Below are 25,095 nucleotides of genomic sequence, written 5' to 3'. Positions count from 1 at the left end.
GAAGGTTGGAAACGGTTTATTCCCGGTTTTCCGGCGCGGGCATGTCGAAACCATTCAGAATCATGGCAATCAGGCAATAGCTGCCTACCAGAAAGAAGAGTTCCGCAACCCCATCCTGCCCCAGCAGATTGACAGCTTGTCGGTACGTTGAACCGGGTACAATTTGCCCCGAAACCAGCGAACGGGTAATTATATACGCAATGGTTTCAGGCTCGCTTAAATCAGCGGGCTGTACACCAGCAGCTAGTGCTGCAACACCATTGGCAGATAGCCCAAATGTTTCGGCCATGATCTCGTGGGCGTACAGCTCGAAGCGGGCACCGAAGGCACTTCCTACGGTAAGGATGGCGACTTCCCGGACTCGTTTGTCGAGCGTAGCGTGCTGATCCAGGGTTCGGATAAAGCTCAGGGCCGGTATACCAAATTGAGGGTAATGCAACATGGGTGGGAAAGGCCCCAGCAGTGCTCCCTGAGCATCGATCATCGTTACCTGGCTCTGACTGTTGCCAATCAGGCTGGCAATCTCGTCATGGACATAGCGGAGTTCCGGACTAAGCGCATCGGGGGGTAAGGGTTGAAGACGCATGATTTAGTTTTTTAGCATTAAAGAGTATCGTTGGTAAATTGACCGTCGATCAGCACAAAGGCCATTCGGCAGATGTCATTGGAGCGATTCGCCCAGGCATGATTGGTCCCACTTTGGATGACGATATCGCCCGGCCGAATGGTCGTCTCACCTTTGTCCAAAATCATGGTTATTTCCCCTTCCAGCACGATGCCGTAGTCGACGGTTTGCGTCCGGTGCATGAGGGGGTGCGGGGCCCCGGCTGCGGAGGTCGACGCTTTTTCGTCGCCCATCGACTTGAATTTGGCGGCCGCATCGGCTCCGGTAAGTTTCCGGATTTCTTCGCCTTCCGGCGGGAATTCAATCACCCGGATGCGCGTTCCGTTCTTCGGCGGGGGCAATACCAATCCGCTCTCGTCCGTATCGTCAGGTTGAGAATGAATAAAAGCCGGTGTTTCCAGCGTATGCCATACTTCGAAGAAAGTTGGGCCACCGGGGCCGCCGATCAATTGCGAGCGGACGGGCGGGGCATCGGACACGATGATGGCTTTTCCGTCGGCATCATGACCCGTCACGATGCGTCGGAATGGTTTGGGTTGCAGACTCATATCTGTTGTTTTTTAGCGGTTTTCTGATTTTTTGAAAACAAACACACCGAGGTAATGGAACAGCACCCCAACTGCCCAGGCAAGGGTCGTCCACAGCGGCCACGGATAGGTCCGGTCGGTGAGGTACCAGACGAGCCAGATAGCGGGCGTTACCAGCAGGAAAACCAGCAGGTGAATTCGGAACCCTCTTTTAGGGTTGATCGGGGCACGGGTGCCCCAGTTGACTTGGTTGGTCATAGCAATTGATTTGAAGGAATTGATAGTGCGTCTGTCGGCCAATAAGCACCGCTCATCGGCCTTATTTAAACTGCTGGCCTAATTTTTCTACCTGGCTAAGCCAGGCTGTCCGTTGGTGGTCGGTCGATTTCCGCATAAACCCAAAGGTGGAAAACCGGATGGGATCAAAACCGACGTAGCCAAACACGATATCTTTCAGAATCTGGTATTGTGAGGCTCGATAAATCAGATAAAACCACCATTTGGGGGTATCCATCGTGACCAGCAACCGCATGCTTTTTCCCCGCAAGAGCTTCTCCGGAAATAGTTTTCCGGAATGATGTTTAAAGGCAAAACCGGGCAGGAAAAGCCGGTCGATAAACCCTTTGGTAATGGCCGGCATAAAACCCCACCAGTTGGGATAAGCCAGCACAACATGGTCGGCCCATTGCAGAAGGTGCTGTGATCGAATCAAATCCTCTTCAAGTTGTTGTGCTTCTCCGGTTCTGTATCCGTCCGCGAGGTTGACATCAAAATTCAGTTTGGATATCGTGATGGTCTGGCAGACGGCCCCGGCCTGTTCTGCCCCGGTTTGGTAGGCCTCCAGCAGGGCATTGCAAAAGGAGTTTTCCGATGGGTGCCCCAGGATGAGTACTATGTTCCTTGCCATTGTTGTTCATCGTTAGTTGATGGTACAAAGGTGAACTGAATCCAGAAGGCGTACCTGACACTTTTGTGTCAAAAACTAGTGATGCGCTAATTTCTGGCGAATCCGGGTGAGGGTTTGTCGTTCGATACCCAGGTAGCTGCACAGGTGGGACAGGGAGATTCGGTTGAATAACGTGGGATCCTGTTTGATAAAAGCAAGATAACGCTCTTCGGCCGTTTGAAATACAAAACTCTCGATCCGGGCTTGCTGCCTTTTTAAGATTTCTTCGGCGATTAACCGGCCATATTTTTCAAAGTTTGGTGACTGTTGGTAGTTCCATTGCAGGTCGTTAAACGAAAGACCCAGGAAGGTCGTCGGTTCCAGGCACTGGATCGAATAACGACTGGGTTGCTGGGCAATAAAAGCCGGATAGTGGGTGGCATAATCTCCCTCCGCGTAGAAGCCAACCGTTCGTTCATTCCCTTCCGGATCCACAAAAAAAGATCGAATTAAACCGCTCGTTATAAATCCAAGTACTTTTTGAGTTTCACCGGATTGCAGAAAGAAATCTTTCTTTTTTAATTCCAGAAAGGTCAGCGTTGACGCGAACTGTGAAAGCTCAAATTCCGAAATGGAGGGACAACGCTGCCGAATCGAATTCAGGAAAAATTCGGTTTCTGATTTCATTCTCCGTTTGTTTTTTAAACCGGTTTATACACGGTGCTCCACCAACCGGACCTCGCTGTTGACCGACGAGATCAGTATCCGCCTTTGAGGTACTATTTCTGGCATTCTTTATCGACCATTCTGTAAATCGCCGGGTCAATTCGTGAAAAACTCTTTTTTAATGCCCAGCTTCGCCATTTTTGATTCCAGGGTCGTCGGTTTCATGTTTAGTAATTCCGCAGCCCCATTGGTGCCCCGAATCCGCCCGTTGGTTCGTTTGAGAATGGATAGGATATAGTCTCTTTCGGTTTCCCGTTGCACATACTTGACATCCTCGAACGTTTCGATGGTTGTTTTACCGGATACTTCCGCCGTGGTACCGGTCAGACTCCGCTTTAATTCCAGTTTAGATTGCCCGTCATTGAGAATAACCGACTGCTCCAGGACATTTTCGAGTTCCCGGATATTTCCCGGCCAATGATACGCGTCCATTTCTTCCATCATGGATGCCGCAATACCGGTAAAAGGCTTATGGAATTCCTGACAAAACTTGTTGGCAAAATAGACCGCCAGGGCTTCAATATCACTTTTTCGCTCGCGCAGCGGGGGTAATGTAATCGGAAAAACATTCAGACGATAATACAGATCCAGCCGGAAGGTACCGTTGGCAACTTCTTTTTCCAGGTTTCGGTTGGTGGCCGCAACAATGCGCACATTCACTTTAAGGGGGGAACTGCTGCCGACATATTCGATTTCCTTTTCCTGTAAAACCCGCAATAATTTAACCTGCATGTCCAGCGGCAATTCGCCGATCTCGTCCAGAAAAATGGTTCCTCCATCCGCCTGCTCAAACCGCCCTTTTCGTCGTTCCGTTGCCCCGGTAAAAGCCCCTTTTTCATGGCCGAACAACTCCGATTCGATCAATGTGGCCGGAATGGCCGCGCAATTGACCTTGATGAACGGTCCGCTTTCCCGGGGAGAAAGTGAGTGGATAAACTGCGCCACTTTTTCTTTCCCGGTTCCGCTTTCTCCGAGGATTAAAACCGACGTGCTGTAAGGAGCTACCTGCGACGCCAGATCCAGTGAGGCCAGTAAAAGATGATGACTTCCAATAATGTTATTGAATCCCCGATGGAATCCCGAATGGAGGCCCGGAGATTTCGCCCCGCCACTGTTTTGCTCCGTGGCAAAACCGTACCTATTTTCCGTCGGAATTGACAAAATTTTATGATAAGCCTTCTTTTCAACGACGGGATTCAAATACGTTTTCAACCGATTTAATAAGGCAATATGACCAGGGGTATAGACATCCGGTTTACGACTGTAAAAAAAATAACGAACCGGTTGCTCATTTCCCGTTGTGGCAGGAAACACGATATAAGACTGAAGCTTCAACGAATCAAATAAGGTCTTCTGCAGCGAATAAGCGCCGGGCTTCTGTTTGGGTAGGCCATCCGAATAAATGGTCGCATCACAATCGCTGTTTTTCACTCGTCCGGCAAGGGCGTCTCGGTCCAGACCGGTGATGGTTTGTAATTCTTTGGCCCCAATGAACTGGTATTCATCAAATCCGACGCGTAAATAACCGATATCCCGGAATGGCCCGTCGGTGAACGGCCTGGGGCCAGCGGCAATAAAATCAAAGGGTATGTACGGTTGGATGACCCGGGCCATCTTCAGCAACCTTTGTTCCGCCCCGGCGGTTTCAAGATTGATTTCTGCCAGCTGTTTTTGCAACAGCTTTTCCTGCCGCAGGTTGGATTCCTGACTATGCCGGTGGCGATACCAGGCAATATCCAGCGTCACCAGCAGATCTTTTTCCCGGAATGGCTTGACCAGAAACCCATACGGGTCTGTTGATTTGGCTTCCTCCAAGACGGTTTGGCTTGAATTGGCCGACAGATAAATAAAGGCAATATTTTCAGTCCGTAGCTTCCGGGCGAAATCGATACCCGATAACTTACCCTTCAGCCGGATATCCAGCAGGACAAGATCAGGCGTTTGCTTTTGCAGACTCTCATTAGCTTCTTCGAAGGTTGCCGCAATACCGGTCACCCGATAGCCCGCCTGCTTCAAAATGACCCGCAGATCATTGGCGACCAGGAATTCATCCTCCACAATGAGCACCTTGATGTCTTCCATACTAATTGGTTCCAATACGCTTGAAGCAAGGCTTTGACTGAGGTATACTGATTCGACATGCTAAACCGGCTCCGGTTACCAGCGGCTTACTAAATCCAATACCCAATTACATGCCATTTACTGACAAAATTTAAAACAACAAAATTTAATTACATAACTGATTAAAAATCAGATGTTTGTTGTTTTTATTAGTCGGCACTGAAAAATGATACGGGCGCGGCAGTCCGAAATTATCGGAGTTAACGATCCTAAATTCCGGAATAGTCGGAGCTTGAGCTGGCAGCGTTGTCAGGAGCGCGATGTCAACTCCTTTGAGCGGCTTTTTCCGGTCGATCAGGCTCGGTCTAACTTCCGGTTGAGGTTTAGAGCAGCGGATCGAGCGACGCTCTAAAGCGGATCAATATATGCACACCGTGGTTATTTTCAATCGTAAAGCTGCCATTCAATTGCCTGGCTAAACCCTGGATCAATTCAAGTCCCAGCGAGTTAAGCTCGCGCAAGTCAAGTTCCGCTGGCAAGCCAATCCCATTATCCGATATGTCGAGTAACAAATGAGTCGCCCCGTCGCGTTGCAGGCGAATGCGCACAATACCCTCCTGTTCATTCAGAAAGGCATACTTGATGGCATTCACAATACTCTCATTAATGATCAGCCCCAGCGGGATTGCCTGCGTAACATCCAGTTCCAGCGGTTCAATCATTTGTTTAAAAACGATCCGGTTGCCCGTCTTAAAGCTTTCGTGAAGGTAGCGCACCAGTTCATGGATGTATTCCGGCATGAAGATGGTCGATGTATTTTCATCCTGATACAGCTTCTGATGAATCAGGGCCATGGCCTGCATCCGCCGAAGGCTATCCCGGACCGCCTGCACAGCCGCATCGTCTTTCAGATAAGCGGATTGTGAGTGTAGCAGACTGGTGACCATCTGAAGATTATTCTTGACCCGGTGGTGTACCTCCTTGATCAGCCATTCTTTTTCTTTGAGCAATTTATTCTGCTCAGCATTCAGGGTTTCTAAATGACTATTTTTTTGATCCAGCTCCCGTTGATTAGCCTCCAGCTCCCGTTGGTTTATCTCAAGTTCACGATTGCTTCTTTGTTTGATAAGGTATTGGTTGAATAACAATCCGATAATGATGAGCAGAAGCGCCAGCCCGCCCAGGGTAATATTTTTTGTTTTAGTTGCCTGCTCAGCCTGGATACGCTGCAACTGGTTTTGGCTGTTGAGCAATTCAATATTTTTGTCTTTTTTTTCAGCCTCATATTTCACCAGCAATTCATCGGCGTTTTTTCGTTGCTCGTTACTGAACGCTGTGTCCTGATAGACGATGCTTAACTGAAGGTCTTTGATGGCATCCAGATACCGCTTTTCGGTTGAATCAATTCGAAAGAGGTTTTCGTAATACCACGTTTTTCCTATTACGGCATCGATCGTATTGTCTTTTACATGAGCAAGGAGTTCTCTCGCTCTTTTTGTTTTACCGATAATCCGGTAAAAGTTTGAAATCCGGGCAAAAGAATACGGAAATTCGGTATAAATGTATTCAGGTGGAACCTTCTCCGCCATCGTTAAAAAGGCGTTGTAGTGGATTTCTGCGCGGTGAAATTGTTTCAGATTTTGATACGCTTCCCCCAAAGAAACCGAAAAATACATCTTTTCAAACAGCGAAATGGGGGGTATCGACTTCCCGTTTCCTTGAGTAAGGGCAACGCTTCAGCTCCTCGGTTCATATTGCTGAGCACCTGGGTTTTGGTCAGAAAGGCCTTGTACCAATACAATCGTGTTTCAGCCGATTGATTCTCCAGAGCTTTGGTAAGCCAACTCAATCCCTCATCGAATTTCTGCAGGTGGATATACGCGTTGGCTTGACGCGTATAGAAGAGACCAATGAAAACCGAATCGGCTTTTGACGCCAGGCTTGACAGGCTTTTGTTGGAGTAAAAGATGGAATTGGTGTAAGCCGCTTTTCGGAATGCCAGGTATGCCAGAGCATCATAAGCATATTGCCGATGATGGAAATTTATGCGGGTCTCCAGGTCAAGTGTCTTGCGAATAAGTTGTTCGGCAACCTTGAAGCGTTTAAAAGCAAAATGTTCAATGATGATCTCCGATAGGGTTTCAATTTCTTTTTCCCGGGCCTGAAGTGTTTGAAAAATAGAAAGTGCTTTTTCAAAGTTTGAAAGCCGGGTCGGATGGCCGTAATGATAGGATCGTCCGGCATTTAACAAAGCTTGAGCCAGCGCCTTTCTATTTTCGGTTTGCCCGGCCAGCGTCACAACCTGAGCAAATTTTTCCTGACTTTCTTCCGTTAAACCGGATTGCTCCAAAAGGAATGCCTGCAAGGTAAGGCCCTCAATTTTCCATTGATTCGCTTTATTCGTACTGATCTCGATTGCTTCGTTGATGTATTTCGAAGCTTCCTGAAGATCGGCTTTGGCCGTGCCAGGTCTAAAAACCAGGTAGCTGCCAAGTTCGATCAATAACCGCAGTCGGGCTTCGTCGCGCAGCCTGGTAAGCAATGCTCTGGCTGTTTCCACTTTCCCGGCATCCAGCAAGCTGGATGCTGCGGATGGTTTTCCATCGCTATATCCTTCGTTGTAAACCAGGAGCGGACTCAGCCCATACAGCTTGCACGGGATACGCACAGCGCTGTCCATATCGATCTGCCCCTGGCTGATTGTGTGGATATAATGGGCGGTAATCCGGATCAACAATCGCTGCTTTGCTACATCGCTGTAGGGAGGGGTGTTTGAGGCACGTTCTTCCTTTCGCGATTGAGCAGAGACGGAGGTAATGAAGACAAGGCCTGCCATGAGCAGCAAATAGCGCAATCTTTTTATTAACATAAGCAGACAGCTAATAGTGATTTGCACGATTTTGGTTAATTGATAAAATCCGTCTACATATTGATTACTAACTTACTACTAATTGACGTAAGGACAACTTGTTAAGAAATGCCGAATCTTAACTGACCAGTCATGGTTACTTACCTTTCCAAACCTTCTCTTTGGTTGAAAAACAACAAACCTAGGGTCAGAAAGTCGGCCCAAAAAAGACAAGGTAGTCCTGAAAAGTAAAGATGATTAATAATTTGCCGCAGTCGGGATACTTTGGGGTAGCCAAAAAAATAATTACAATCTAATCATTACAAGTTTAGGACTACCTAAAATAAAATAATGCAAAAGTATTATTTTCGAAGGGAGGGCGTAAAAAAATCCCCTTTAAAGGAAGCATGTTAAAGAACCTGATCGCTGGATTTGTCGTCCTACTCTTTCTTCTCCCGCATCTTTCACCAGCCCAAAACAAGGTTCAGGGCCAAAAATTTATTGTTGAACCCCCAACACTTGAAAATTTGGGGTTTGAATGGTACATCGCTGGTGACGATAACCGCAATGCCACCGTAAAGGTCGAATATCGAATCGCGGGATCGGACAACGAATGGATAAAGGGAATGCCACTCCTCAGGATTGGGGGGGAACATATTGAAAGGGCGGGAATTGATTACACAACACCTCCTATGTTTGCCGGAAGTATTTTGGACGTTAAACCCAGTACCCGATATGAGGCTCGCTTTACATTAGAAGACCCAGATGGGGTCAAAGGGGAAGCGGTTAAAGTCATCAACGTTGCCACCCGCACCGAGCCTAAGGCTGCCCGGGGAGGAAGGGTACGGCATGTCTATTCCCAGTATTATACCGGTGAGAAAGAAAAGCCGAATTACCCGGGTCTGGTTTCGGCTTACGGCGGTTCCGAAAACACAAAGGGGGATTGGAATGTGGTTGCTGAGGATGTGGTGCAGCCTGGAGATATTATTAAAATACACGGTGGACTCTATCAGGGGGTTCTTCTTAACTATCCGGATTGGCATAATATTCCCTTCGACGGTACGTATTTTTTCACGGCCAAAGGCACTGCGGAGCGTCCGATTGTCATTGAAGCCGCCGGGGATGGAGAGGTTATTTTTGATGGAGCAGGAGCCGCCATTCTATTTAATGTCATGGCCACCGAACATCATATTTTTCAGGGGCTTACCTTTCGAAATGCCGGCAGAGTTTTCGATGCCGGCCGGAAGCATCTGGCCGGAGCAAGTGATTTGACCATACGGAACTGTCGTTTTGAGAATGTCGGTGAGGGGGTTGTGACCGAATATGCCGGTTCAAAAAACTTTCTGATTCAGGATAACGTCCTTCTTGGCCGTGATGATCGTTATCGGTTGTATGGCTGGTCTGCTCACCGGGAGGGCCTAATTCCTTACGGGACGCATCTACTGGATTCTTACTACGGTATCAAGGTGTATGGTCCCGGGCATGTCATTGCTCATAATTCCATTGCATTCTTCCACGATGGCATCGGTATCTCAACGTATGGCACCCCGGAGAAAGAACAGGCGCTAAAAGCGGTTTCGATCGATATTTACAACAACGATTTACACCTGATGGTCGATGACTTTATTGAAGCGGACGGTGGTGTACACAATATTCGCATCATGCGGAATCGGGGAGTGAACGCTGCCGAGAATGGCATAAGTGCTCAACCCGTATTTGGTGGCCCTGCCTACTACATTAGGAACATCCTCTATAATGTACCTCTGGGCGGGGCGCTTAAAATTCACGGAGGAGTGCCGGGTCTCACTGCTTATCATAACACGTTCATTACGGAAAGCAACGCCGGTTCCAAATACCCTAACTCAAACTACCGGAATAATTTAATTCTTGGGACAGACGGGCCGGTGAGCGTGGCTGCTTTCCCCTTTACCACAGCCTATTCAGTGGCTGATTATAATGGATATCGGCCAAATAAAGGCCCTGAAAGTCCTGAAAATCAATTTAGTTGGTTGTCACCCACTGGGGAACAGGCCGGATTTAAGACATTGACGAGTCTTACCAAAGCAAGTGGTTTGGAAGCCCATGGGATAACGGTCGATTATGATGTGTTTGAGGATCTTCAAAAACCGTTTCAAGCAAAGGCAGGTTCGCCATTGGGTAATATGCCGGGTCCTGTTTATCACGCGGTAGATCTAAATTTCAAACTCAATCCCAACGGGAAAGCGGTTGATGCAGGCGTTTTTATTGCTAACGTAAATGATAACTTCACCGGAAAAGCGCCGGATTTGGGGGCACTCGAAGTAGGTAGTCCTCCTGTAATCTACGGAGTACGCGGCCTCGATCAGGGGCAGGAGTTCTACCGCTGATCCGGTATTGCCTTAGTGTATCACCACTATCCGATACCGGTTACGCTCGGAAGGGCTATAATTCCTTTCTGAACCCGCCCTTATCTCTAGGTATATAACCTGCCTGTTTGGTTCAAAATGTCAGTTCCAAAGTAGTTTTTTGAAATAATTCGACCTCATCCGTGAATGACTATTTCAGTTCATTTCCCCTGGTCATACAGGGTTTGTCTGTTATTACCCGTAGCCGGGCCAGCTACCTCTCTAGTCAAGCTAAAAGAGTAATCATCAGTAATTTAAACCGCCCATAGCTCGAACTCAAAGACGGCACCGGTGCCTTTTTCACTGAAAACCCGAATGGAGCTTTGGTGCAGTTCCAGGATTTTACGGACTATCGCAAGCCCTAACCCTGTGCCTTTCTCCTTCGATCCAAGCAGATCGGCCTGCTTATAGCGCTCAAAAATTTGCTCCTGGAATTCCCTGGCAATCCCCACCCCAGAGTCGGCCACCCGGACTGACACGCCTTCACCAGTGGGTGTCAAAGTAATCGAAATCTGCCCGCCTTCCGGCGTGAATTTAAATGCATTGTCGAGCAGGTTCTGGAAAATCCTTTCGGTTAGTCCGATGTCGGCGAGCACGGCGGGGAGACCGCCGGGAATGGCTAGTGTCAACGCTATTTTCCGTTCCTGGGCTTTCAGTTGATAGGCACTCGCAATATCGGAAACCAGCTCGCTGAGTGGGAAAAACTCTTTTTGAGGTGTCACGACATTTGCTTCAAGTTTTGCATACTGGAAGAGTTGGTCGACCAACCCCGAAAGCTTTATTGTGCCTTCGTGGACAATCGTGAGGTACCGATCTGCTTCCGCCCGGGATAACGTGTCGCCTTTGATCAGCAGGGTTTCCGTATAACCCTGCATGATCGAAAGGGGCGTCCGTAGGTCGTGAGAAACGTTGGCAATCAGCTCCTGGCGAAGGCGATCGGTAACGGTGACCTTTTCAATATTGTCGACGATCACATCGGCCATTTCGTTGAATGTGGCGGTGAGGACCCCAAGATTACCTTTGGCAAATCCACTGATGCGCGCGCCATAATCACCGTCCTGAAACTTCTTGAATACGCCGGCAATGCTGCACAGACTGTCGGTAATGAGGAAGAATGTAACGACTCCTACGACGAACGCGCCCAGTAAGGCTGCAAAAAATATATAGAGTGCCAGCCGGAAATTCAGGTCTTCATTGAGCGCACCAAGAATTTCTTTCTGTTTCTCGCTGGCCAATACCGCGTATACGTAGCCCGCGACTTTGCCATTCTCAACCACGGGCGCTACGGAAAAAATACTTTCCTCACCCGGACGCTTGGGATTATCGCCGAGCGGCCGCTTGCCGATATCCGAAGCAAGCCACTCCCTAACTTTGCCCATATCGACCTTCGCCATTTGCACCGTGGCCTGAGGTACGACGTAATCGGTGATATTGCCAAGTGTGTCGAGCAGATATACCTCAACGCTTGGATTGGCCACCATGGTCGAATGGATAATGTCGTGCGTGACGGTGGTATCGGGGCGGCCATTCTTAATGGGTTGGGTGATGGTGGCCAGGTGACCGGCAATATCGCCATATAACTGCTGGTGGGCGGTCATATAGTACGATTTGGAAAACCGCGAGCCGATCAGGACGAATACCAGGGCCAGCACCAGCAAGAGACTTGCAAAAACGGCGCTGATTTTCCAGAAAAGCAGATTTCCCCGGATGGTTTTTACAGACATTTAAAGATCTTCGTTAAACCGGTAGCCGATGCCCCAGGTGGTTAATACAAATGACGGGTTGGCCGCGTCGGCCTCAATTTTTCCTCGCAGCCGGTTAATATGCGTATTGACCGTATGCTCATAGCCCTCAAAATCATACCCCCATACCAGGCTCAGCAGTTGTTTGCGGCTGTAACTTCGGCCCGGATTGGATGCCAGCAGGACGATCAGGTCGAATTCGCGGGGGGAAAGCTCGATGCGCTCGCCGTTAAGCAGGACTTTTCGTTTGTCAACGTCGATTTCCAGCCCGGCGATGCTGATCTGGGGGGCCAGCGGGGTACTGTACCGGGCTTTTTCTTCACTCCGGCGGAAAATAACACGCACGCGGGCGATGAATTCGCGGACGCTGAACGGCTTGGTCAGATAATCGTCAGCGCCGGTTTCCAGACCCATTACTTTGTCGATCTCCTCCGACCTCGCCGTTAGCATGAGGATGGGTGTTTGGCGGTCGTTTTGCCGGATCTTCCGGCACACTTCCATACCGTTCAGCCCCGGAAGCATCACGTCCAGGATCACCAGGTCAAATGCCGATTCCATCGTACGTGACAGACCGGTCAGTCCGTTTTTTTCGCTGACAACCTTGCAGCCGAGATCCGCAAGATGGAGGGTCAGCAGTTCGGTGATCGGGTTGTCATCTTCAATGATCAATACGTTTTTTATATCCATTACCCACTGATTTTCTGCAAAGTTTATAAATAAAACCGCTCGGAGTGCCACCGTGATACTTTTGTTATAATTCCGTAACGGCTGTGGGATATCGTGTTTTTTGCTTTGCATCCATCAAATAGGCTAAACATCACCACAGATGATTAAATCACTGCTCGGGCTTTCCCTTACAGCCCTACTAGTAAGCTCCTGCATCAATGACCATCAACCGCAAACGATGGCTAAAAGCATTACCATCGAGAATGTGCTCGACAGTAAACCGCTGGTAGAATCGGGCACCTTCAAGGGGCCCGGAATGCCACCCGTAATCCTTCCGGGGCAGTCTGTATCCTTCTCTTTCTCGGCCGCAAAAAACCAGCGCCTTACCTTCGCTACGATGTACGGATGGAGCAATGACTTGTTTTTTGCTCCCGAAAATCCGGGCATCAAATTGTACGGCGACGACGGAACACCCCTGACCGGTGATGTTTCGGCCCAGATCAAACTTTGGGATAATGGCACGCGGGTAAACGCCACACCCGGCATGGCGCTCGTGCATCCGGGCACCGCCGAAGCTACCCCGAAGAGCATCAAAGAAGTGAAAGGAACCGACGACTACGGGCATACATTCTTACCCGCTTCCCAATTGATGGGCGTATCGCTCGTCTATGACGGTAATTCGATGTTTACGATAACCCTCAAAAACCAATCGGGCGGTACGGCGAATGAAACGCCATTCAGCCCCGGCGTGTGGGCTATTTCATACGTAGCTGGCGGAAATCTGCTCTTGCCCGAACCGGTTTATTCCAATGGAAAAGCGACCACCGAAGCGTTAACCCGTATTGCCGAAGCCGGGGATAATGGACCGTTGAGCGCCTTGCTTACCGCCCAGACGGGCATTTTCACCCCGCTGTCTCCGGTGCTGGTGGTAGTTTATAACGGCGCTGAAAATCCATTTTACAAACCCGGCGAAAACGACCGGGGAGAAGGCTTGAAAGACCTCGCCCAGAAAGGCAATGCTGATATACTGGCGGCTGCATTGAAGAATAAACCGGGCATTAAGAATGTATACGTATTGAAAGAACCGACCAGCACTGTCCTCCTGCCAAAGATCGGCGGCAATATGGGTGGTAAAGTTACGCAGCCGCTGATGCTTGCACCGGGAGACCGCATTGCAATCGCGACCATGTACGGTTTTTCGAACGACTGGTTTTTCGCCACCAGCGGTAACGACCTCGATGGCACCGCCACCGGCGATGTTTCGGGATCCATCGCCTTATACGACAACGGCACTGCGCTTGACCAGTTCCCGGGGGCCGGGATCACGCAATTCAACTTGGCCGGAACACCACTCACCGAAAGCAAAGCCATCGCGCCGGTGCCTAATCCCAACCCATTCACGACGCTACCGGCCATCGGCAGTATCATTAAAGTCACCTTACAATAACCGGCAACTTGGCAGCGTCCGTCTGCGGGCCATTGTTTAAACTACCCATTTAATGAAAAAACAGATCGCAATCCTCTATTGCATTATCCTGTCGGCAGGCACCAGCTTTGCCCAGACGACGGAAATACGCAAAAAACAGTATAACCTCGAAAGCTCCGGTCTGGCGATCCAGGGCTACGACCCGGTGGCCTATTTTACCATGCATCAGGCCGTAGAAGGAAAAAAGGATTTAGTGACCTCCTACAACGGGGTAACCTATCAGTTCTCGTCACGGGCAAACCGCGACGAATTTACCCGGAATCCCATGCGCTATGAACCACAATTTGGCGGCTGGTGTGCTTATGCGATGGGTAAGAAAGGAGAAAAAGTGGAAGTCGACCCGGAGACGTTCAAGGTGCTGGATGGCAAGCTCTACCTTTTTTACAACAAATATTTCAAAAATACCCTCAACACCTGGAACCAGGATGAAGCCCGTTTGAAAGCCCAGGCGGATAAGAACTGGACCAAATTCATCCCCTAATCTCCCCATTTTTATGAACCAATTCCTTTTTGCGTTGGCAATGACCCTCGCTACATTGACCGCGCGCGCCCAGCAATCCGAAATATTTGCTCCCGATGGCAAGGCCATTAAGGGATACGACGTGGTGGCGTTTTTTAAAGAAGCGAAGCCCGTGGACGGTGCCGACAGCCTCACGTATGCCTACAAAGGTTCTGACTGGCTCTTTGCCAGCCGCGCGAACCTGGAAGCATTTAAGGCTAACCCAGACAAATACGTACCACAATACGGCGGCTACTGCGCTTATGGCACTTCCCAGGGGCATAAAGCGCCCACCGACACCGACACCTGGACGATCGTCGATGACAAGCTCTATTTCAACTACAATAAAAAAGTGCAGAACAACTGGTCGAAGAATCGGGAAGAGCTGATTAAAAAAGCGGACGAACAGTGGCCATTGATTAAGGATAAGGAAAAATGACGACCAAGCCAAACGATACCTGGCTCTGGCTACTCCGGGTGGTAGCTGCCGGTATCATGCTGCAAACGCTGTATTTCAAGTTTACCGCTGCCCCGGAATCTGTTTACATTTTTTCAAAAGTGGGGATGGAGCCGTGGGGCCGCATTCTGGTCGGTATTTTCGAGCTGATTGCTTCCGTGCTCATCCTCTTTCCCCGAACGACCGCTTACGGTGCATTAATTGGTATCGGTGTCATGACCGGGGCGGTATTCATGCACATTTTCCGGCTGGGTATCGTGGTACAGGATGATTCGGGTCAATTGTTCATCTACGCGTTGCTGGTGCTGGGCAGTTGTCTGACCCTCGCCTATCAGCAACGGGATATTCTCTCAGGCCTCCATACGCAAAAACCATGAAAATCAAACCGTGCCGTTCGAGGCACGGTTTTTACTAACCGCCCCAATACGTCTACCATGAACAGACAGATCATCGAATCGGTAACCGCCGTGCTCGAACAGATTGCCGATGTGCTTTCCGTGCTGAAAGAGACCCACTATACGGCCCGATTGGCGGTGTTGTCAGGTGTTTCGCTCGGCGAACACGTGCGGCACGTTGTTGAATTCTATCAGGAGCTGGAGGTGGGATACCAAACGGGGTTGGTGGATTATGATGCCCGAAAACGCGAGAAAGAGCTGGAAACCGGGCGTGACTACGCCGTTTTGCGACTGCAGCAAATTGTGACCGGGCTTCAACCGGAAAACAAGGTGCTGCAACTGACCTATAAAATACGGTCGTCGGATATCACTCATCTGATCAAGACCAACTACGAGAGGGAATTGCTGTACAATCTTGAACATGCGGTGCATCACATGGCGCTTCTCAAAATCGGAATTCAGGTACTGACGGATATTCGGCTGCCGGATCATTTTGGCATTGCCGGTTCTACCATCCAATACCGCCAGGCCCAATGTGCACCGTAACTTATATTCCCACCGGCAACGGTGTGCTGATCACCTCCAGCCGCGACGAGCACAAGGACCGTCCAAAGGCATTGCCTCCCGCTGCGCACCAGACAGGGAATCGGAACCTTCTTTATCCCAAAGATTCCCTGGCGGGCGGCACCTGGATCGTCCTCCGGGATAGACATTCCGCTGCGGTTTTGCTGAATGGGGGTTCTCAAAACCATGTTCGCAAACCGCAGTACCGCAAAAGCCGGGGGCAGATTATGCTTGACATTACCGGGTCGGAAGAGCCTTTAGCTTCTTTTCGCACGATCGATCTGGAAGGCATCGAACCATTTACCCTTATCCTGCTGGCTTGTGGAAACCTGCTGCACTGCACCTGGGATGGGAATCGAAAACACATCCGCCAGCTGGACCTGGACCGGGCACATATCTGGTCGTCGTCGACACTTTATAAAGCTTCTGTCCAAAAGGAACGCGAAACGCTCCTGGAAAACTGGCTGTCGCGGAGACCTCGGCTAACGTCATCGGTTGTGCTGACCTTCCACCTTTCTCCCGAACTTAGGTATGAAACCAGCCCGGCCCGCAGTCATCCCAACATAAGCACAGTGAGTATAACGTCCCTGGAGCTACCTACCCACGGTCGGGCCACTATTCACTACCACGACCTGGGTTCCGACGTAACGCCCCGGGTGTCCGAACCAATAAACCCGGCCGTACCCGATTTTAGCCGCTTTTACTGGCGAGCCCGAAGGTTTTTTATCCGCCTGCGCGATTGGGAATACTGGCCGATTGAGTGCCTGTACCTGCCGCTCGTGCCGCTGTGGCTTTGGCTGAGTTTGCGGGCCCGGTCGCTGCTGTTTTTCAGTGCGGCCAATCCCGGCATCGCCTATTCGGGCTTTATTCATGAGCGTAAAAGCGATATCTATCCGTTGCTCCCGCCGGGTTCGTATCCGAAAACGGTGCTTTGCCCGGCGGGTTTGGCTTCCAGTTCCATTGGTAAGCTGCTTGCGGAGCAATCGATGGACTTTCCGCTGATCGCCAAACCGGATATCGGGGAACGCGGCAGGCAGGTAAAACTCCTGAGAACTCCCCAAGAGCTGGAAACCTATCGCCTTGCCAGCCAAGTGGATTTTCTTTTGCAGTCATACATTGACTACGAAAATGAAGTTGGCATCTTCTATTACCGCTTTCCGGATGCAGGTACCGGGCACATTTCGGGGATTGTCGGAAAAGAATTTTTACGGGTGACGGGTGATGGCCAAAGCACGTTGCTAACGCTCTTACTGGAAAATCAACGCGCCGTGTTGCAACTTCCGGCATTAGTCAGGGCCTACGGCAACCAGTTACAGAGCATACCGAGGGCGGGTGAAACCCTTACTCTTGTTCCGTATGGCAATCACAGCCGGGGTGCCAAATTCACCGATCTGACAAACCGCAGTACGCCGGAATTAACGGCAACCATCGATCACATTTGTCGGCAAATCCCGGGCTTTTTTTTCGGCCGACTGGACATTCGTTTTAAAAGCTGGGAGGAACTGGAAGCCGGTAAGAATTTCACCATCATCGAATTAAACGGCACCGGCAGTGAGCCCACGCATATGTATGATCCGGGGCATTCGCTTTTTTTCGCCTGGAAAGAAATCGTCCGACACTGGCAGCTTGCCGCTCAGATTAGCATGAGCAATAGACAAAGTGGCCGACAGCGACTGATGACCTGGCAGGAAGGACATCAGATCATACGGGCGCATCGCAGGCATCTTAATTTACTAAATAACCTATGACAAATCCTGAAAACCACTGGAGCCGTATGATGACCATCAGCTAAATCATATCTGAAAATGTCACCCATTTTTATACACTTTTTGAACGTTTTGATGCTCCCATTTCGTTATATAGATAAATAATTTCTTTAAATAATACAGTTATGGCTAGCCAAGTAAACAATCCCATTCCGACCCTTACACGAGGGGATGTCTTGCAATATGTCGCTACGCATGAATTTAATGAGAGGGGTGACCAAGAGTGGTTTCGGCTAATACCTCACGGCGAGAATCTGTTTCGAACACCCGAATATGGTTTTTTCTCCGGTGTAGAGTTCACTGTAGGCGATATTTTATGGATAGCTGTCGGTCTAAGTGACGGTTATCAGGCAAGACTTTATAAAGCCGAAGCGAACCCGGTTTCAATCACTGAGCCATTGCATCAGTAGGAAATCAGTGAGTTAGTCAAATAGCGGTAAATAAAGCAGGCTCGGTTTTTAAACCGAGCCTGCTGGTTTGTATACCTATCGATTCGTCAGGAACCCGGGGCTCATCGCTGATTCTATTTACAGTATCCGAAGCTTTATATCGACTTTCGACAAAATGATCAGACCTATTTTCGGTCTGATCATTAGCCCTACCATCGTGACGCAGGTCAAATTGAGCCGTTCGTATGTTATTAACCGAAGTTGCCAGTTGTTAATAGCTAATCGTCTCACAAAAAAGCTCCATATTCTTAGATGAAGGAATAGGTACTATGAATTTACTTCAAAAATGGGGCCTTTAACGAGACGGTACGATTTCAACGGACCCATTCGTTCTCCTAACAGATCAATCGCTCCCTTGATTATGGAAAATACGCCCGATTTCTCGTCGATCCTTCACCACATTGCTCAGCACATCACCTTCACCGAACAAGACCAGAAATTGTTCACTTCCATGCTTCGCATAAAAAAGGTCAAACGTAAACAGTACATTGAGCAACCTGGATTCATCTCTACCCACCGCACCTTTGTGGTGGCAGGGGCGTTCCGAGCTTATGTTGTGGGCGCTGATGGTCAGGAGCATACACTTTCATTAGCCATTGATGATGGGATGATTGGTGACCCCGGCAGCTTCCTGTTGCAGGAGCCAGCAACCTTGTTTGTGGAAGCCTTGGAAGAAAGTACCATTATTCAGTGGAGTTATGAGCATGAACAGCTATTACTGGATAAAATACCCCAGTTTTCAGTCGCCATGATGCGACGAGCGCAATTGATTGCCTTGAACATTCAACGACGAGTCATCGCTCAGTTAAGCCTGACGGCGGAAGAACGCTACGACGAATTTGCTCAAAATCATCCCCTGCTGCTTCAGCGAATACCGCTTTACATCATTGCCTCCTACCTGGGCATGAGCCGAGAATTTCTTTCCAAAATCCGCCAGCAAAAAGCGATGCCGGATAAGCGCAAGTAACCGAATGTGAACTAGTTCACATTCATTTAGTAAGCTACTTCACAGGCCACGTCAAGGCATTGGCTGAACTTTGCTGCGTTAATTTTAAACGGGCTAAACCAGATCAGCATGAACGATTACAAGACTGAATTCGAAGGCAAAAAAGCCCTGATTACCGGCGGTTCAAAGGGCATTGGAGCAGCCACGGCGCAGCGCTTACTTGATGGTGGAGCTACTGTCGCTGTTGCGGCCCGCTCTTGGCACGAACAGACGCCCACCGGGGCAACCTTCATTCAAGGTGATGTCAGAACCTTATCTGGCGCATCGGCTATCGCCCAGGAAGCATTAAGCATTCTGGGTGGCTTGGATATTCTGGTTAATAATGTGGGAGCTACTTCGCCCATCCTGCCCGGCATTGAGTCGATTACCGATGAGGACTGGCTGGACTCGCTGATGATCAACTTTATGAGCGCCGTTCGGGTAACAAAGCCCTTGTTAGGAGCCCTTCGGCAAAGTGGTTCGGGGGCCATTGTGAACATATCGGCCGGAGGCCAGCTGCCCTTTCATGGTTTTTTGGCCCATTATGGAGCGGCTAAAGCCGCTTTGGATAGTTATACAGGGTCACTGGCCAGAGAGCTGGCCCCTGCTGGGGTACGGGTCAACCTGGTCACGCCTGGTGCCATCAAAACAGAGGGAGGAGATGAAGGCCGGGAATTACTAGCCACCGGCATGGGTATCACAGTAGACCAACTATTTGGGGCAATACCTCTTCGCCGGGTGGGTACGGCCCAGGAAATGGCCGAGATGATTGCCTTTCTGGTTTCAGAGCGGGCTTCCTACGTTACTGGACATGATCATTTTGTCACGGGCGGTTTTGGCGATCTGGTTTAATTGACACTTCTATTGAGTAAACACAATTAGTACACTCTTTGACCTGGTGAACCATGAAAAATAAACCGCTAAATGTAATTGTCCGGTTTGAGCTGAAAGATGGCGAACTTGATACACTGATTTCCCTTATCCGGGATTTTTTTGAAAAAGAAGTCAGCCGCTTTCCAGGGTTTATATCCGCCAAAATTCATCAAAATGAGGTAGGAACTGTTTTGATCAATTATGCTAGCTGGGAATCTGCCGAGCATTTTCAACGGTTCGTCAGGGAACTGGCTAGCCTTTCTCCAATTGCCCAACAGATTCAAGCATTTCGTCCAACACAAGATATGGTTTTCGAAATTCCGTTGTAGAAGTAGAGATGCCATTTAACAGGGTTCAGGCATTCGTCTGATCCCTGCTTTTACTTTGGTCTCTTAAAAGCTCCATATGCTGAGATGAAAGAATAGGCACTATGACTATGGTTCAAAAATGGGGTGTTTCGTGAAACAGTGTATAGCCGGAAATTTTGTGCTTTGGCTTGCATAATGCACTGGCATTAAAGCTGGAGTTTATGAAGTGCAGTTTAGACAACTCATAGCCGGATTTGGCATCGCTGTTGAACCGGATTTTTTCCCTTAATTAGAGGAGGTAGGTCTGGCAAAAGCAGCTAGCATAGGTACCCAACGGCATACTCTCAAAGTCACCCTCCAGCAATGGTCTCCCAAACGGTCATCTGGCGGGGATAGCCTGGCTGGCTATTTAATCGTCAGTTGATTAACCATCGTACCAACTTTAGCTCCCTGGGTCAGCCCCGTGCTAATGGATGGGCCGTAATGAATACCGCCCAGCAGCCGAGAACGGCCCGCTTCCTGGGCATACTCCTGAAACGTATTGTAGGACCGAACACCATAACTCGATGCATAGCTGTTGTCACTAAACTTGTAGCCGTCACCAAACAGCTTTTCCAGTACGGCCGCACTGGCTGCCGATACCACCGCGTGAGCGGCCGAATACTCGGGGTGGGGCGGAGTTGGAATGACGGGGTTCCAGGTGCTCTTTTTCAGCACGTTTCGGATGTAAGTGAATGGCCGAAGCAGATTATAGGTGTACTTTGTTTTGAGGGTCGAGACGGCTGCGTCGCTCAGAGCAATGCCATGCCGGGCATAGGCAGCTGCGGCTTTGAACAAGTCCTGGTTGGTCGTTACCAAAAGTTGGGACAAAATGTTGGTGGCGTGGGCTGGAACATTCAGATTGCCCGGCGTATCGGCCCAAAACCTCGCCGTGATCGTATCCGTTTTGGTGAGCGATTGTGAAGTCATATAGACCTCGTTTACCATCGCATAGAAAGCAGAACCGGGGTCTTCGGAGTAAGCGGTAGGAGGCCCAGGCTGCGAACTGACGGCACTGTTGGCAATAAACGTCCGGTTGTTACCCCAGTGTGGTAAAATGGGGGATGCCGTGGGCGTAGGCACCCAAAAGCCAGGCCCGACCGGGGAGGTGTAGGTGGGGTCAATCACATTTTTATAAGCCTGATGGCCACCATCCGTTTTAGACCACTCAAAGATCGCATCAGCTACCTGCCGACCGTATGTCTCGGCATTCAATAGTTTTTCAGGACTGGTAGCGACTTGAAAATGAGCCTTATAGGCTGTTTCCAGCGAATCGATGCTTTTCAGGTTAGCCGCCGATGTACTTTCAAAGAACTGCCTGGTCAGGCTGGCCATCGCTGCATTGAGGCTTTCGGGCCAATAGTACTGCTCGGAACTTTTGCTGGGCGTTAGGGAATTTCCGCCAATCTGGGCCAGCAGGGACGTGCTGCCTTCAATGCCGGGGAGTACAGCTTCATACATAGTAATACCTGCATAGCCAAACGAGCGGTTGGAAACGATGGAATTGTAGCCGGTGGTGCTCAGAGTCAGCCGGATATGCATCTGCATCCAGGCATGGGCTACGTCGGCCGGTAAGACCGAAGGGGTAAGCGGGCGGTGATCCTGGCAGGAACTTACCAATTGGAGACAAACGAGTAAGCAAATGGAGGATCGCACGAAGCGTTGGGGGAGGGTAGATCGGTTCATTTTTCATGTACACTAGGTGAAACTGTGCCCTTTTGTTCGGCTTGTGCGTAGATTAACAGCACCATAATCAGGGCGATGTAAAGTTAAATCGGTGGTATCCTCTGGTATTGTAAAAAAACGTCAATTTCGTTCCGGCAGAATTGGGGAAACCGATAATACACCAGCATTCTTAGGGGCTGCATGAAGGGGGAAATACTGACTGAAAGCTTAGGCCACCCAATAACTATTCACTCAATTCATCCCTAAAAAAGAATTGAAGTTTCTGGCGAATGAGCCATGAATAACGGTTAAAATTTTTACGCTGAACCATTTCCATATTTATCTTAAAAAGGCCATATTAGTCTTTCGAAAAATAGCTAAGCAACTGGATATGAAGTACGTTGAATATCCCTTTAGTCCCCTGCTAAGGCCCTTTGTTAACCGAATTTGGGAGTTTGAAATGGACGTACCGATGGGTGAAGTGATCCATCAGCCTGACTGTTGTACCGCCACTACTCACTTCATGTTTAATCTGAAGCCCCCGTTCAAAACAAAACGGGGTGATAAACTTATTCAGGCGAATGCCACAAATTTGATTACGCCCCTCACGCAGCCCGTTACCAATATCCTGGAAGGGACTCATTTACATATTGGCGTAGAGTTTACCCTCACTGGTTTTCATCGAATGTGGCAAATCCCCTTGTATGCCATCAATTTGTCGGATACTGCACTCTATGATTTACAGGCGGTTATTGGGCCAGAAGCCCTTCGATTATATAACCAATTAGGTGAAGCCCAGACAACGGCCCAACGGTTTGGTCTGACGGAAAAATTTTTACTTCGGCACATCAACAGCAAACCCACAAAGGCGGGGTTGGTAGAGGGGTTTGAACAACTCATTCAGCAAGAACCCGAATCGGTATTGATTGATAAGCTCATTAAACAACTTTATTGCAGCGAGAGTACGCTCTTGCGTCATTTTAAAGAGCAACTGGGCATTTCCCCTAAAACGTACCTTCGTATTCAGCGGTTTCAACGAGTCCGCAACCAACTGCTTGAAAAACCGGATTGGAGATGGCAAACTGGGTTGGTCAATGTAGATTATTACGATCAGGCCCACTTTATCAAAGAATTCGTGGCCTTTTCCGGCCGTTCACCTTCCAGTTATAAAAATAGCATGAATGAGGTAGAGGATTTTTTTTCTAAATGCTTTCATTGACAACTTCCTTTCTAGCCAACAATTTATTAGGTTGACAAAGCAAGAACGTATGCTACGTATTGAGTTAGCCAGGGATTAAACTAATCAACTCTAATATTACAAGGGACTTTCTCAGAAAACGCTTCATATTCTGAAACGAAGGAACAGGCGCTATGAATATGCTCCAAAAATGGGGCGTTCTGTGAGACAAAGTTTGTGCCGTCTCCCTGCTGCCAATGGACCACCGTTGATGAACAGATTAATTAATCAGGGGTACATCCAAATCAGAACCTACAATTTGTTTCAAAATCACATTCCGCAAACGGGTTTCGTGTTCATCACTCCATTGACCTAATGCAGCAATCACGGGAATTAACGTCTTACCAAATTCGGTAAGGCTGTATTCTACTTTGGGCGGGACAACGGGATAAATTTTTCTCGTAACCAGTTCGTGTTCTTCCAATTCTTTCAATTGAATATTCAAAACCCTGCGTGAGGCATCCGGTATTTTACGCTGCAACTCACTTGGTCTTTTATATCCCTCATTAATAAACCAAAGCAAACGTATCTTCCATTTGCCGTAAAGTACCTCACCGATCAGGTCAAGTCCACAATTCAAGTTCGGTATTATTTTTCGCTCATACATATTGCAAAATTAATATGTATGTCCCGGTTTGTGCAATAGGGGAAAAACTTATCCCTATATGAATCGTAATGCCGTACTTGTCTTACCTTCTTTTATACTCCAATTTTGCCCCATAGTTAATTCTTAAAAGTGGGTCAATAAAATGGAACAGTTTAATTTCAATAATGAATTATCAGGCAAGATTGCCTTGGTAACCGGAGGTACAAAAGGCGCCGGAAGAGCGATTGCAGAAAGGCTTTTACAAGCGGGTGCAACGATTATTATTACCGCAAGAAACGCACCGGAAAAAGAAAACAGCAAGTTGCATTTCATTCCCTCCGATTTAAGTAAGGCAGAAGGATCACAAAAAGTAATCAGCGAGGTGTTATCAACTTATGGCAGGCTGGACATCCTCGTCAACAACCTTGGTTCTTCAGTAACACCCGCTGGTGGTTTTACCGTATTAACGGATGAAGACTGGGAATCAACCCTACAAGCGAATTTGCTTGCTCCTGTTCGACTGGATAGAGGATTTTTACCAAAAATGATCGATCAAAAAAGTGGTGTTATTATTCACATCGCTTCCATTCAAGGCAAACTACCCCTGTTTGAATCTACGTTGCCCTATGCCGCTGCCAAAGCCGGATTGATCAATTACAGTAAAAGCTTATCCAATGAAGTTACCCCCAAGGGTGTTCGGGTACTGACTGTTTCGCCAGGATGGATCAATACGACAACATCGGTAGCCTGGCTGGGCGAAATTGCAAGAAACGCGAATAGTACCGTAGAAGAAGCGCAGCAACGTGTCATGGATGCAATGGGTGGAATACCGTACGGCAGGCCCGCCGAACCGGAAGAAGTAGCCGAATTCGTTGGCTTTTTGGTTTCACCAAGAGCCAATTATTTGACAGGAACTGAATTTGTAATTGATGGTGGTACGGTACCAACAGTTTAATACTATTCAACTATTAAAAGTCAAAAAAATGAATTTACCCAAAGTAGTAGCCGATTTAGTACTAGCACAAAACAACTTTGATAGCGTTGGCTATGCAACTTGTTTTTCCGAAACAGCCGTCGTTTTTGATGAGGGCAAAACACATAATGGAAGAAAAGAAATAGCGCATTGGATTGCGGATGCCAACGAGCGTTACAAGGCTACAATGAAGCCAATAAGCTTTGAAGAAAATGAAACGGAAAGTCTTTTAAAAGTAGAAGTTTCAGGAGATTTTGACGGAAGTCCTGTCGTATTGAGTTATCATTTAGAGATAGCTGATGAATGGATACAATCATTGAAAATTACAGGATAACAAGCAAAGTAGAT

The 25,095-nt window shown here is 48.6% G+C and carries 26 protein-coding genes; 14 read left to right on the top strand and 12 right to left on the bottom strand.

The features are described from left to right. Positions 1-16 precede the first annotated feature (16 nt). The 8 genes from GJJ30_RS02865 to GJJ30_RS32265 all read right to left on the bottom strand — a co-directional run bounded on the left by GJJ30_RS02865 (position 17) and on the right by GJJ30_RS32265 (position 7,721). Positions 17-586, bottom strand: coding sequence for a carboxymuconolactone decarboxylase family protein (locus GJJ30_RS02865; RefSeq protein ID WP_154172934.1), 570 nt, complete (start codon positions 584-586; stop codon positions 17-19). A gap of 17 nt (positions 587-603) precedes the next feature. Further along, complete coding sequence (locus GJJ30_RS02860; RefSeq protein ID WP_229312923.1) at positions 604-1,173, bottom strand: cupin domain-containing protein; 570 nt, start codon at positions 1,171-1,173, stop codon at positions 604-606. Positions 1,174-1,185: 12 nt separating this feature from the next. Further along, positions 1,186-1,410 carry a 2TM domain-containing protein gene (locus GJJ30_RS02855; RefSeq protein WP_154172932.1) on the bottom strand — a complete coding sequence of 75 codons (225 nt, stop codon included), beginning with the start codon at positions 1,408-1,410 and terminating at the stop codon, positions 1,186-1,188. 61 nt (positions 1,411-1,471) lie between these two features. After that, positions 1,472-2,059, bottom strand: coding sequence for an NAD(P)H-dependent oxidoreductase (locus GJJ30_RS02850; RefSeq protein ID WP_154172930.1), 588 nt, complete (start codon positions 2,057-2,059; stop codon positions 1,472-1,474). A 75-nt stretch (positions 2,060-2,134) separates the two neighbouring features. Then, positions 2,135-2,725 (bottom strand): Crp/Fnr family transcriptional regulator, encoded by a 591-nt coding sequence (locus tag GJJ30_RS02845; RefSeq protein ID WP_154172928.1) that lies wholly within the window; start codon positions 2,723-2,725, stop codon positions 2,135-2,137. Between the two features lie 135 nt (positions 2,726-2,860). After that, a complete protein-coding gene (locus tag GJJ30_RS02840) occupies positions 2,861-4,846 on the bottom strand; it encodes a sigma 54-interacting response regulator (protein WP_154172926.1) in 1,986 nt (661 codons plus the stop codon). 362 nt (positions 4,847-5,208) lie between these two features. Further along, positions 5,209-6,501 carry a sensor histidine kinase gene (locus GJJ30_RS32270; RefSeq protein WP_229312921.1) on the bottom strand — a complete coding sequence of 431 codons (1,293 nt, stop codon included), beginning with the start codon at positions 6,499-6,501 and terminating at the stop codon, positions 5,209-5,211. Then, entirely contained in the window at positions 6,459-7,721 is a 1,263-nt protein-coding gene (locus GJJ30_RS32265; protein ID WP_229312919.1) for a tetratricopeptide repeat protein, read from the bottom strand. The genes GJJ30_RS32270 and GJJ30_RS32265 overlap by 43 nt, the downstream gene beginning before the upstream one ends. A 359-nt stretch (positions 7,722-8,080) precedes the next feature. Here GJJ30_RS32265 and GJJ30_RS02830 point away from each other — a divergent pair, with 359 nt between their 5' ends. After that, positions 8,081-10,039, top strand: coding sequence for a right-handed parallel beta-helix repeat-containing protein (locus tag GJJ30_RS02830; RefSeq protein WP_154172924.1), 1,959 nt, complete (start codon positions 8,081-8,083; stop codon positions 10,037-10,039). 272 nt (positions 10,040-10,311) lie between these two features. Here the strand turns inward: GJJ30_RS02830 and GJJ30_RS02825 are convergent, their stop codons facing one another. Further along, entirely contained in the window at positions 10,312-11,781 is a 1,470-nt protein-coding gene (locus GJJ30_RS02825) for a HAMP domain-containing sensor histidine kinase (RefSeq protein WP_154172922.1), read from the bottom strand. Next, on the bottom strand, positions 11,782-12,486 hold the full coding sequence (locus GJJ30_RS02820; RefSeq protein WP_229312917.1) for a response regulator: 705 nt from the start codon (positions 12,484-12,486) through the stop codon (positions 11,782-11,784). A 139-nt stretch (positions 12,487-12,625) separates the two neighbouring features. Between GJJ30_RS02820 and GJJ30_RS02815 the strand changes: the two genes are divergently transcribed. From GJJ30_RS02815 to GJJ30_RS02770, 10 genes are all read left to right on the top strand, one after another. Continuing rightward, positions 12,626-13,912: a spondin domain-containing protein gene (locus GJJ30_RS02815; protein ID WP_154172918.1), complete on the top strand. Its 1,287-nt coding sequence runs from the start codon at positions 12,626-12,628 to the stop codon at positions 13,910-13,912. A gap of 52 nt (positions 13,913-13,964) precedes the next feature. Then, positions 13,965-14,432, top strand: a complete 468-nt coding sequence (locus GJJ30_RS02810; RefSeq protein WP_154172916.1) for a YHS domain-containing (seleno)protein — start codon at positions 13,965-13,967, stop codon at positions 14,430-14,432. A gap of 40 nt (positions 14,433-14,472) precedes the next feature. Continuing rightward, positions 14,473-14,889, top strand: a complete 417-nt coding sequence (locus GJJ30_RS02805; protein ID WP_229312915.1) for a YHS domain-containing (seleno)protein — start codon at positions 14,473-14,475, stop codon at positions 14,887-14,889. Next, positions 14,886-15,284 (top strand): DoxX family protein, encoded by a 399-nt coding sequence (locus tag GJJ30_RS02800; protein WP_154172912.1) that lies wholly within the window; start codon positions 14,886-14,888, stop codon positions 15,282-15,284. The genes GJJ30_RS02805 and GJJ30_RS02800 overlap by 4 nt, the downstream gene beginning before the upstream one ends. A gap of 57 nt (positions 15,285-15,341) precedes the next feature. Continuing rightward, positions 15,342-15,848 (top strand): DinB family protein, encoded by a 507-nt coding sequence (locus GJJ30_RS02795; RefSeq protein WP_154172909.1) that lies wholly within the window; start codon positions 15,342-15,344, stop codon positions 15,846-15,848. After that, positions 15,836-17,614 carry an NRDE family protein gene (locus GJJ30_RS02790; protein WP_154172907.1) on the top strand — a complete coding sequence of 593 codons (1,779 nt, stop codon included), beginning with the start codon at positions 15,836-15,838 and terminating at the stop codon, positions 17,612-17,614. The genes GJJ30_RS02795 and GJJ30_RS02790 overlap by 13 nt, the downstream gene beginning before the upstream one ends. A gap of 143 nt (positions 17,615-17,757) precedes the next feature. Then, a complete protein-coding gene (locus GJJ30_RS02785; protein WP_154172905.1) occupies positions 17,758-18,042 on the top strand; it encodes a hypothetical protein in 285 nt (94 codons plus the stop codon). 400 nt (positions 18,043-18,442) lie between these two features. Then, a complete protein-coding gene (locus GJJ30_RS02780; protein ID WP_170299104.1) occupies positions 18,443-19,048 on the top strand; it encodes a Crp/Fnr family transcriptional regulator in 606 nt (201 codons plus the stop codon). 108 nt (positions 19,049-19,156) lie between these two features. Continuing rightward, positions 19,157-19,918: an oxidoreductase gene (locus GJJ30_RS02775; RefSeq protein ID WP_154172901.1), complete on the top strand. Its 762-nt coding sequence runs from the start codon at positions 19,157-19,159 to the stop codon at positions 19,916-19,918. 53 nt (positions 19,919-19,971) lie between these two features. Then, positions 19,972-20,268, top strand: a complete 297-nt coding sequence (locus tag GJJ30_RS02770; protein ID WP_154172899.1) for an antibiotic biosynthesis monooxygenase family protein — start codon at positions 19,972-19,974, stop codon at positions 20,266-20,268. A gap of 384 nt (positions 20,269-20,652) precedes the next feature. Here the strand turns inward: GJJ30_RS02770 and GJJ30_RS02765 are convergent, their stop codons facing one another. Next, positions 20,653-21,972 (bottom strand): vanadium-dependent haloperoxidase, encoded by a 1,320-nt coding sequence (locus GJJ30_RS02765; RefSeq protein ID WP_154172897.1) that lies wholly within the window; start codon positions 21,970-21,972, stop codon positions 20,653-20,655. A 370-nt stretch (positions 21,973-22,342) separates the two neighbouring features. Between GJJ30_RS02765 and GJJ30_RS02760 the strand changes: the two genes are divergently transcribed. After that, positions 22,343-23,170, top strand: a complete 828-nt coding sequence (locus GJJ30_RS02760; RefSeq protein ID WP_154172895.1) for a helix-turn-helix domain-containing protein — start codon at positions 22,343-22,345, stop codon at positions 23,168-23,170. Between the two features lie 238 nt (positions 23,171-23,408). Here the strand turns inward: GJJ30_RS02760 and GJJ30_RS02755 are convergent, their stop codons facing one another. Further along, positions 23,409-23,795, bottom strand: coding sequence for a winged helix-turn-helix transcriptional regulator (locus GJJ30_RS02755; protein ID WP_154172893.1), 387 nt, complete (start codon positions 23,793-23,795; stop codon positions 23,409-23,411). Between the two features lie 142 nt (positions 23,796-23,937). Between GJJ30_RS02755 and GJJ30_RS02750 the strand changes: the two genes are divergently transcribed. Both GJJ30_RS02750 and GJJ30_RS02745 read left to right on the top strand, forming a co-directional pair. Beyond that, positions 23,938-24,729 carry an SDR family oxidoreductase gene (locus GJJ30_RS02750; protein WP_154172891.1) on the top strand — a complete coding sequence of 264 codons (792 nt, stop codon included), beginning with the start codon at positions 23,938-23,940 and terminating at the stop codon, positions 24,727-24,729. A gap of 28 nt (positions 24,730-24,757) precedes the next feature. Then, positions 24,758-25,081, top strand: coding sequence for a nuclear transport factor 2 family protein (locus GJJ30_RS02745; RefSeq protein WP_154172889.1), 324 nt, complete (start codon positions 24,758-24,760; stop codon positions 25,079-25,081). The last annotated feature ends 14 nt before the right edge of the window (positions 25,082-25,095 follow it).

Source organism: Larkinella terrae (assembly GCF_009668025.1).
Lineage (GTDB): Bacteria > Bacteroidota > Bacteroidia > Cytophagales > Spirosomataceae > Larkinella > Larkinella terrae.
This window is presented reverse-complemented; position numbering and strand designations above follow the sequence as displayed.

Bases quoted from the DNA above. Each gene is read 5' to 3' on its own strand.
- GJJ30_RS02820 (WP_229312917.1), bottom strand. From the start codon at position 12,486: ATGGATATAAAAAACGTATTGATCATTGAAGATGACAACCCGATCACC.
- GJJ30_RS02865 (WP_154172934.1), bottom strand. From the start codon at position 586: ATGCGTCTTCAACCCTTACCCCCCGATGCGCTTAGTCCGGAACTCCGC.
- GJJ30_RS02860 (WP_229312923.1), bottom strand. From the start codon at position 1,173: ATGAGTCTGCAACCCAAACCATTCCGACGCATCGTGACGGGTCATGAT.
- GJJ30_RS02850 (WP_154172930.1), bottom strand. From the start codon at position 2,059: ATGGCAAGGAACATAGTACTCATCCTGGGGCACCCATCGGAAAACTCC.
- GJJ30_RS02825 (WP_154172922.1), bottom strand. From the start codon at position 11,781: ATGTCTGTAAAAACCATCCGGGGAAATCTGCTTTTCTGGAAAATCAGC.
- GJJ30_RS02775 (WP_154172901.1), top strand. From the start codon at position 19,157: ATGAACGATTACAAGACTGAATTCGAAGGCAAAAAAGCCCTGATTACC.
- GJJ30_RS02770 (WP_154172899.1), top strand. From the start codon at position 19,972: ATGAAAAATAAACCGCTAAATGTAATTGTCCGGTTTGAGCTGAAAGAT.
- GJJ30_RS02785 (WP_154172905.1), top strand. From the start codon at position 17,758: ATGGCTAGCCAAGTAAACAATCCCATTCCGACCCTTACACGAGGGGAT.
- GJJ30_RS32270 (WP_229312921.1), bottom strand. From the start codon at position 6,501: ATGTATTTTTCGGTTTCTTTGGGGGAAGCGTATCAAAATCTGAAACAA.
- GJJ30_RS02845 (WP_154172928.1), bottom strand. From the start codon at position 2,725: ATGAAATCAGAAACCGAATTTTTCCTGAATTCGATTCGGCAGCGTTGT.
- GJJ30_RS02810 (WP_154172916.1), top strand. From the start codon at position 13,965: ATGAAAAAACAGATCGCAATCCTCTATTGCATTATCCTGTCGGCAGGC.
- GJJ30_RS02795 (WP_154172909.1), top strand. From the start codon at position 15,342: ATGAACAGACAGATCATCGAATCGGTAACCGCCGTGCTCGAACAGATT.
- GJJ30_RS02840 (WP_154172926.1), bottom strand. From the start codon at position 4,846: ATGGAAGACATCAAGGTGCTCATTGTGGAGGATGAATTCCTGGTCGCC.
- GJJ30_RS02765 (WP_154172897.1), bottom strand. From the start codon at position 21,972: ATGAACCGATCTACCCTCCCCCAACGCTTCGTGCGATCCTCCATTTGC.
- GJJ30_RS02805 (WP_229312915.1), top strand. From the start codon at position 14,473: ATGACCCTCGCTACATTGACCGCGCGCGCCCAGCAATCCGAAATATTT.
- GJJ30_RS02855 (WP_154172932.1), bottom strand. From the start codon at position 1,410: ATGACCAACCAAGTCAACTGGGGCACCCGTGCCCCGATCAACCCTAAA.
- GJJ30_RS02755 (WP_154172893.1), bottom strand. From the start codon at position 23,795: ATGTATGAGCGAAAAATAATACCGAACTTGAATTGTGGACTTGACCTG.
- GJJ30_RS02800 (WP_154172912.1), top strand. From the start codon at position 14,886: ATGACGACCAAGCCAAACGATACCTGGCTCTGGCTACTCCGGGTGGTA.
- GJJ30_RS02815 (WP_154172918.1), top strand. From the start codon at position 12,626: ATGATTAAATCACTGCTCGGGCTTTCCCTTACAGCCCTACTAGTAAGC.
- GJJ30_RS02830 (WP_154172924.1), top strand. From the start codon at position 8,081: ATGTTAAAGAACCTGATCGCTGGATTTGTCGTCCTACTCTTTCTTCTC.
- GJJ30_RS02790 (WP_154172907.1), top strand. From the start codon at position 15,836: ATGTGCACCGTAACTTATATTCCCACCGGCAACGGTGTGCTGATCACC.
- GJJ30_RS02760 (WP_154172895.1), top strand. From the start codon at position 22,343: ATGAAGTACGTTGAATATCCCTTTAGTCCCCTGCTAAGGCCCTTTGTT.
- GJJ30_RS02745 (WP_154172889.1), top strand. From the start codon at position 24,758: ATGAATTTACCCAAAGTAGTAGCCGATTTAGTACTAGCACAAAACAAC.
- GJJ30_RS02750 (WP_154172891.1), top strand. From the start codon at position 23,938: ATGGAACAGTTTAATTTCAATAATGAATTATCAGGCAAGATTGCCTTG.
- GJJ30_RS02780 (WP_170299104.1), top strand. From the start codon at position 18,443: ATGGAAAATACGCCCGATTTCTCGTCGATCCTTCACCACATTGCTCAG.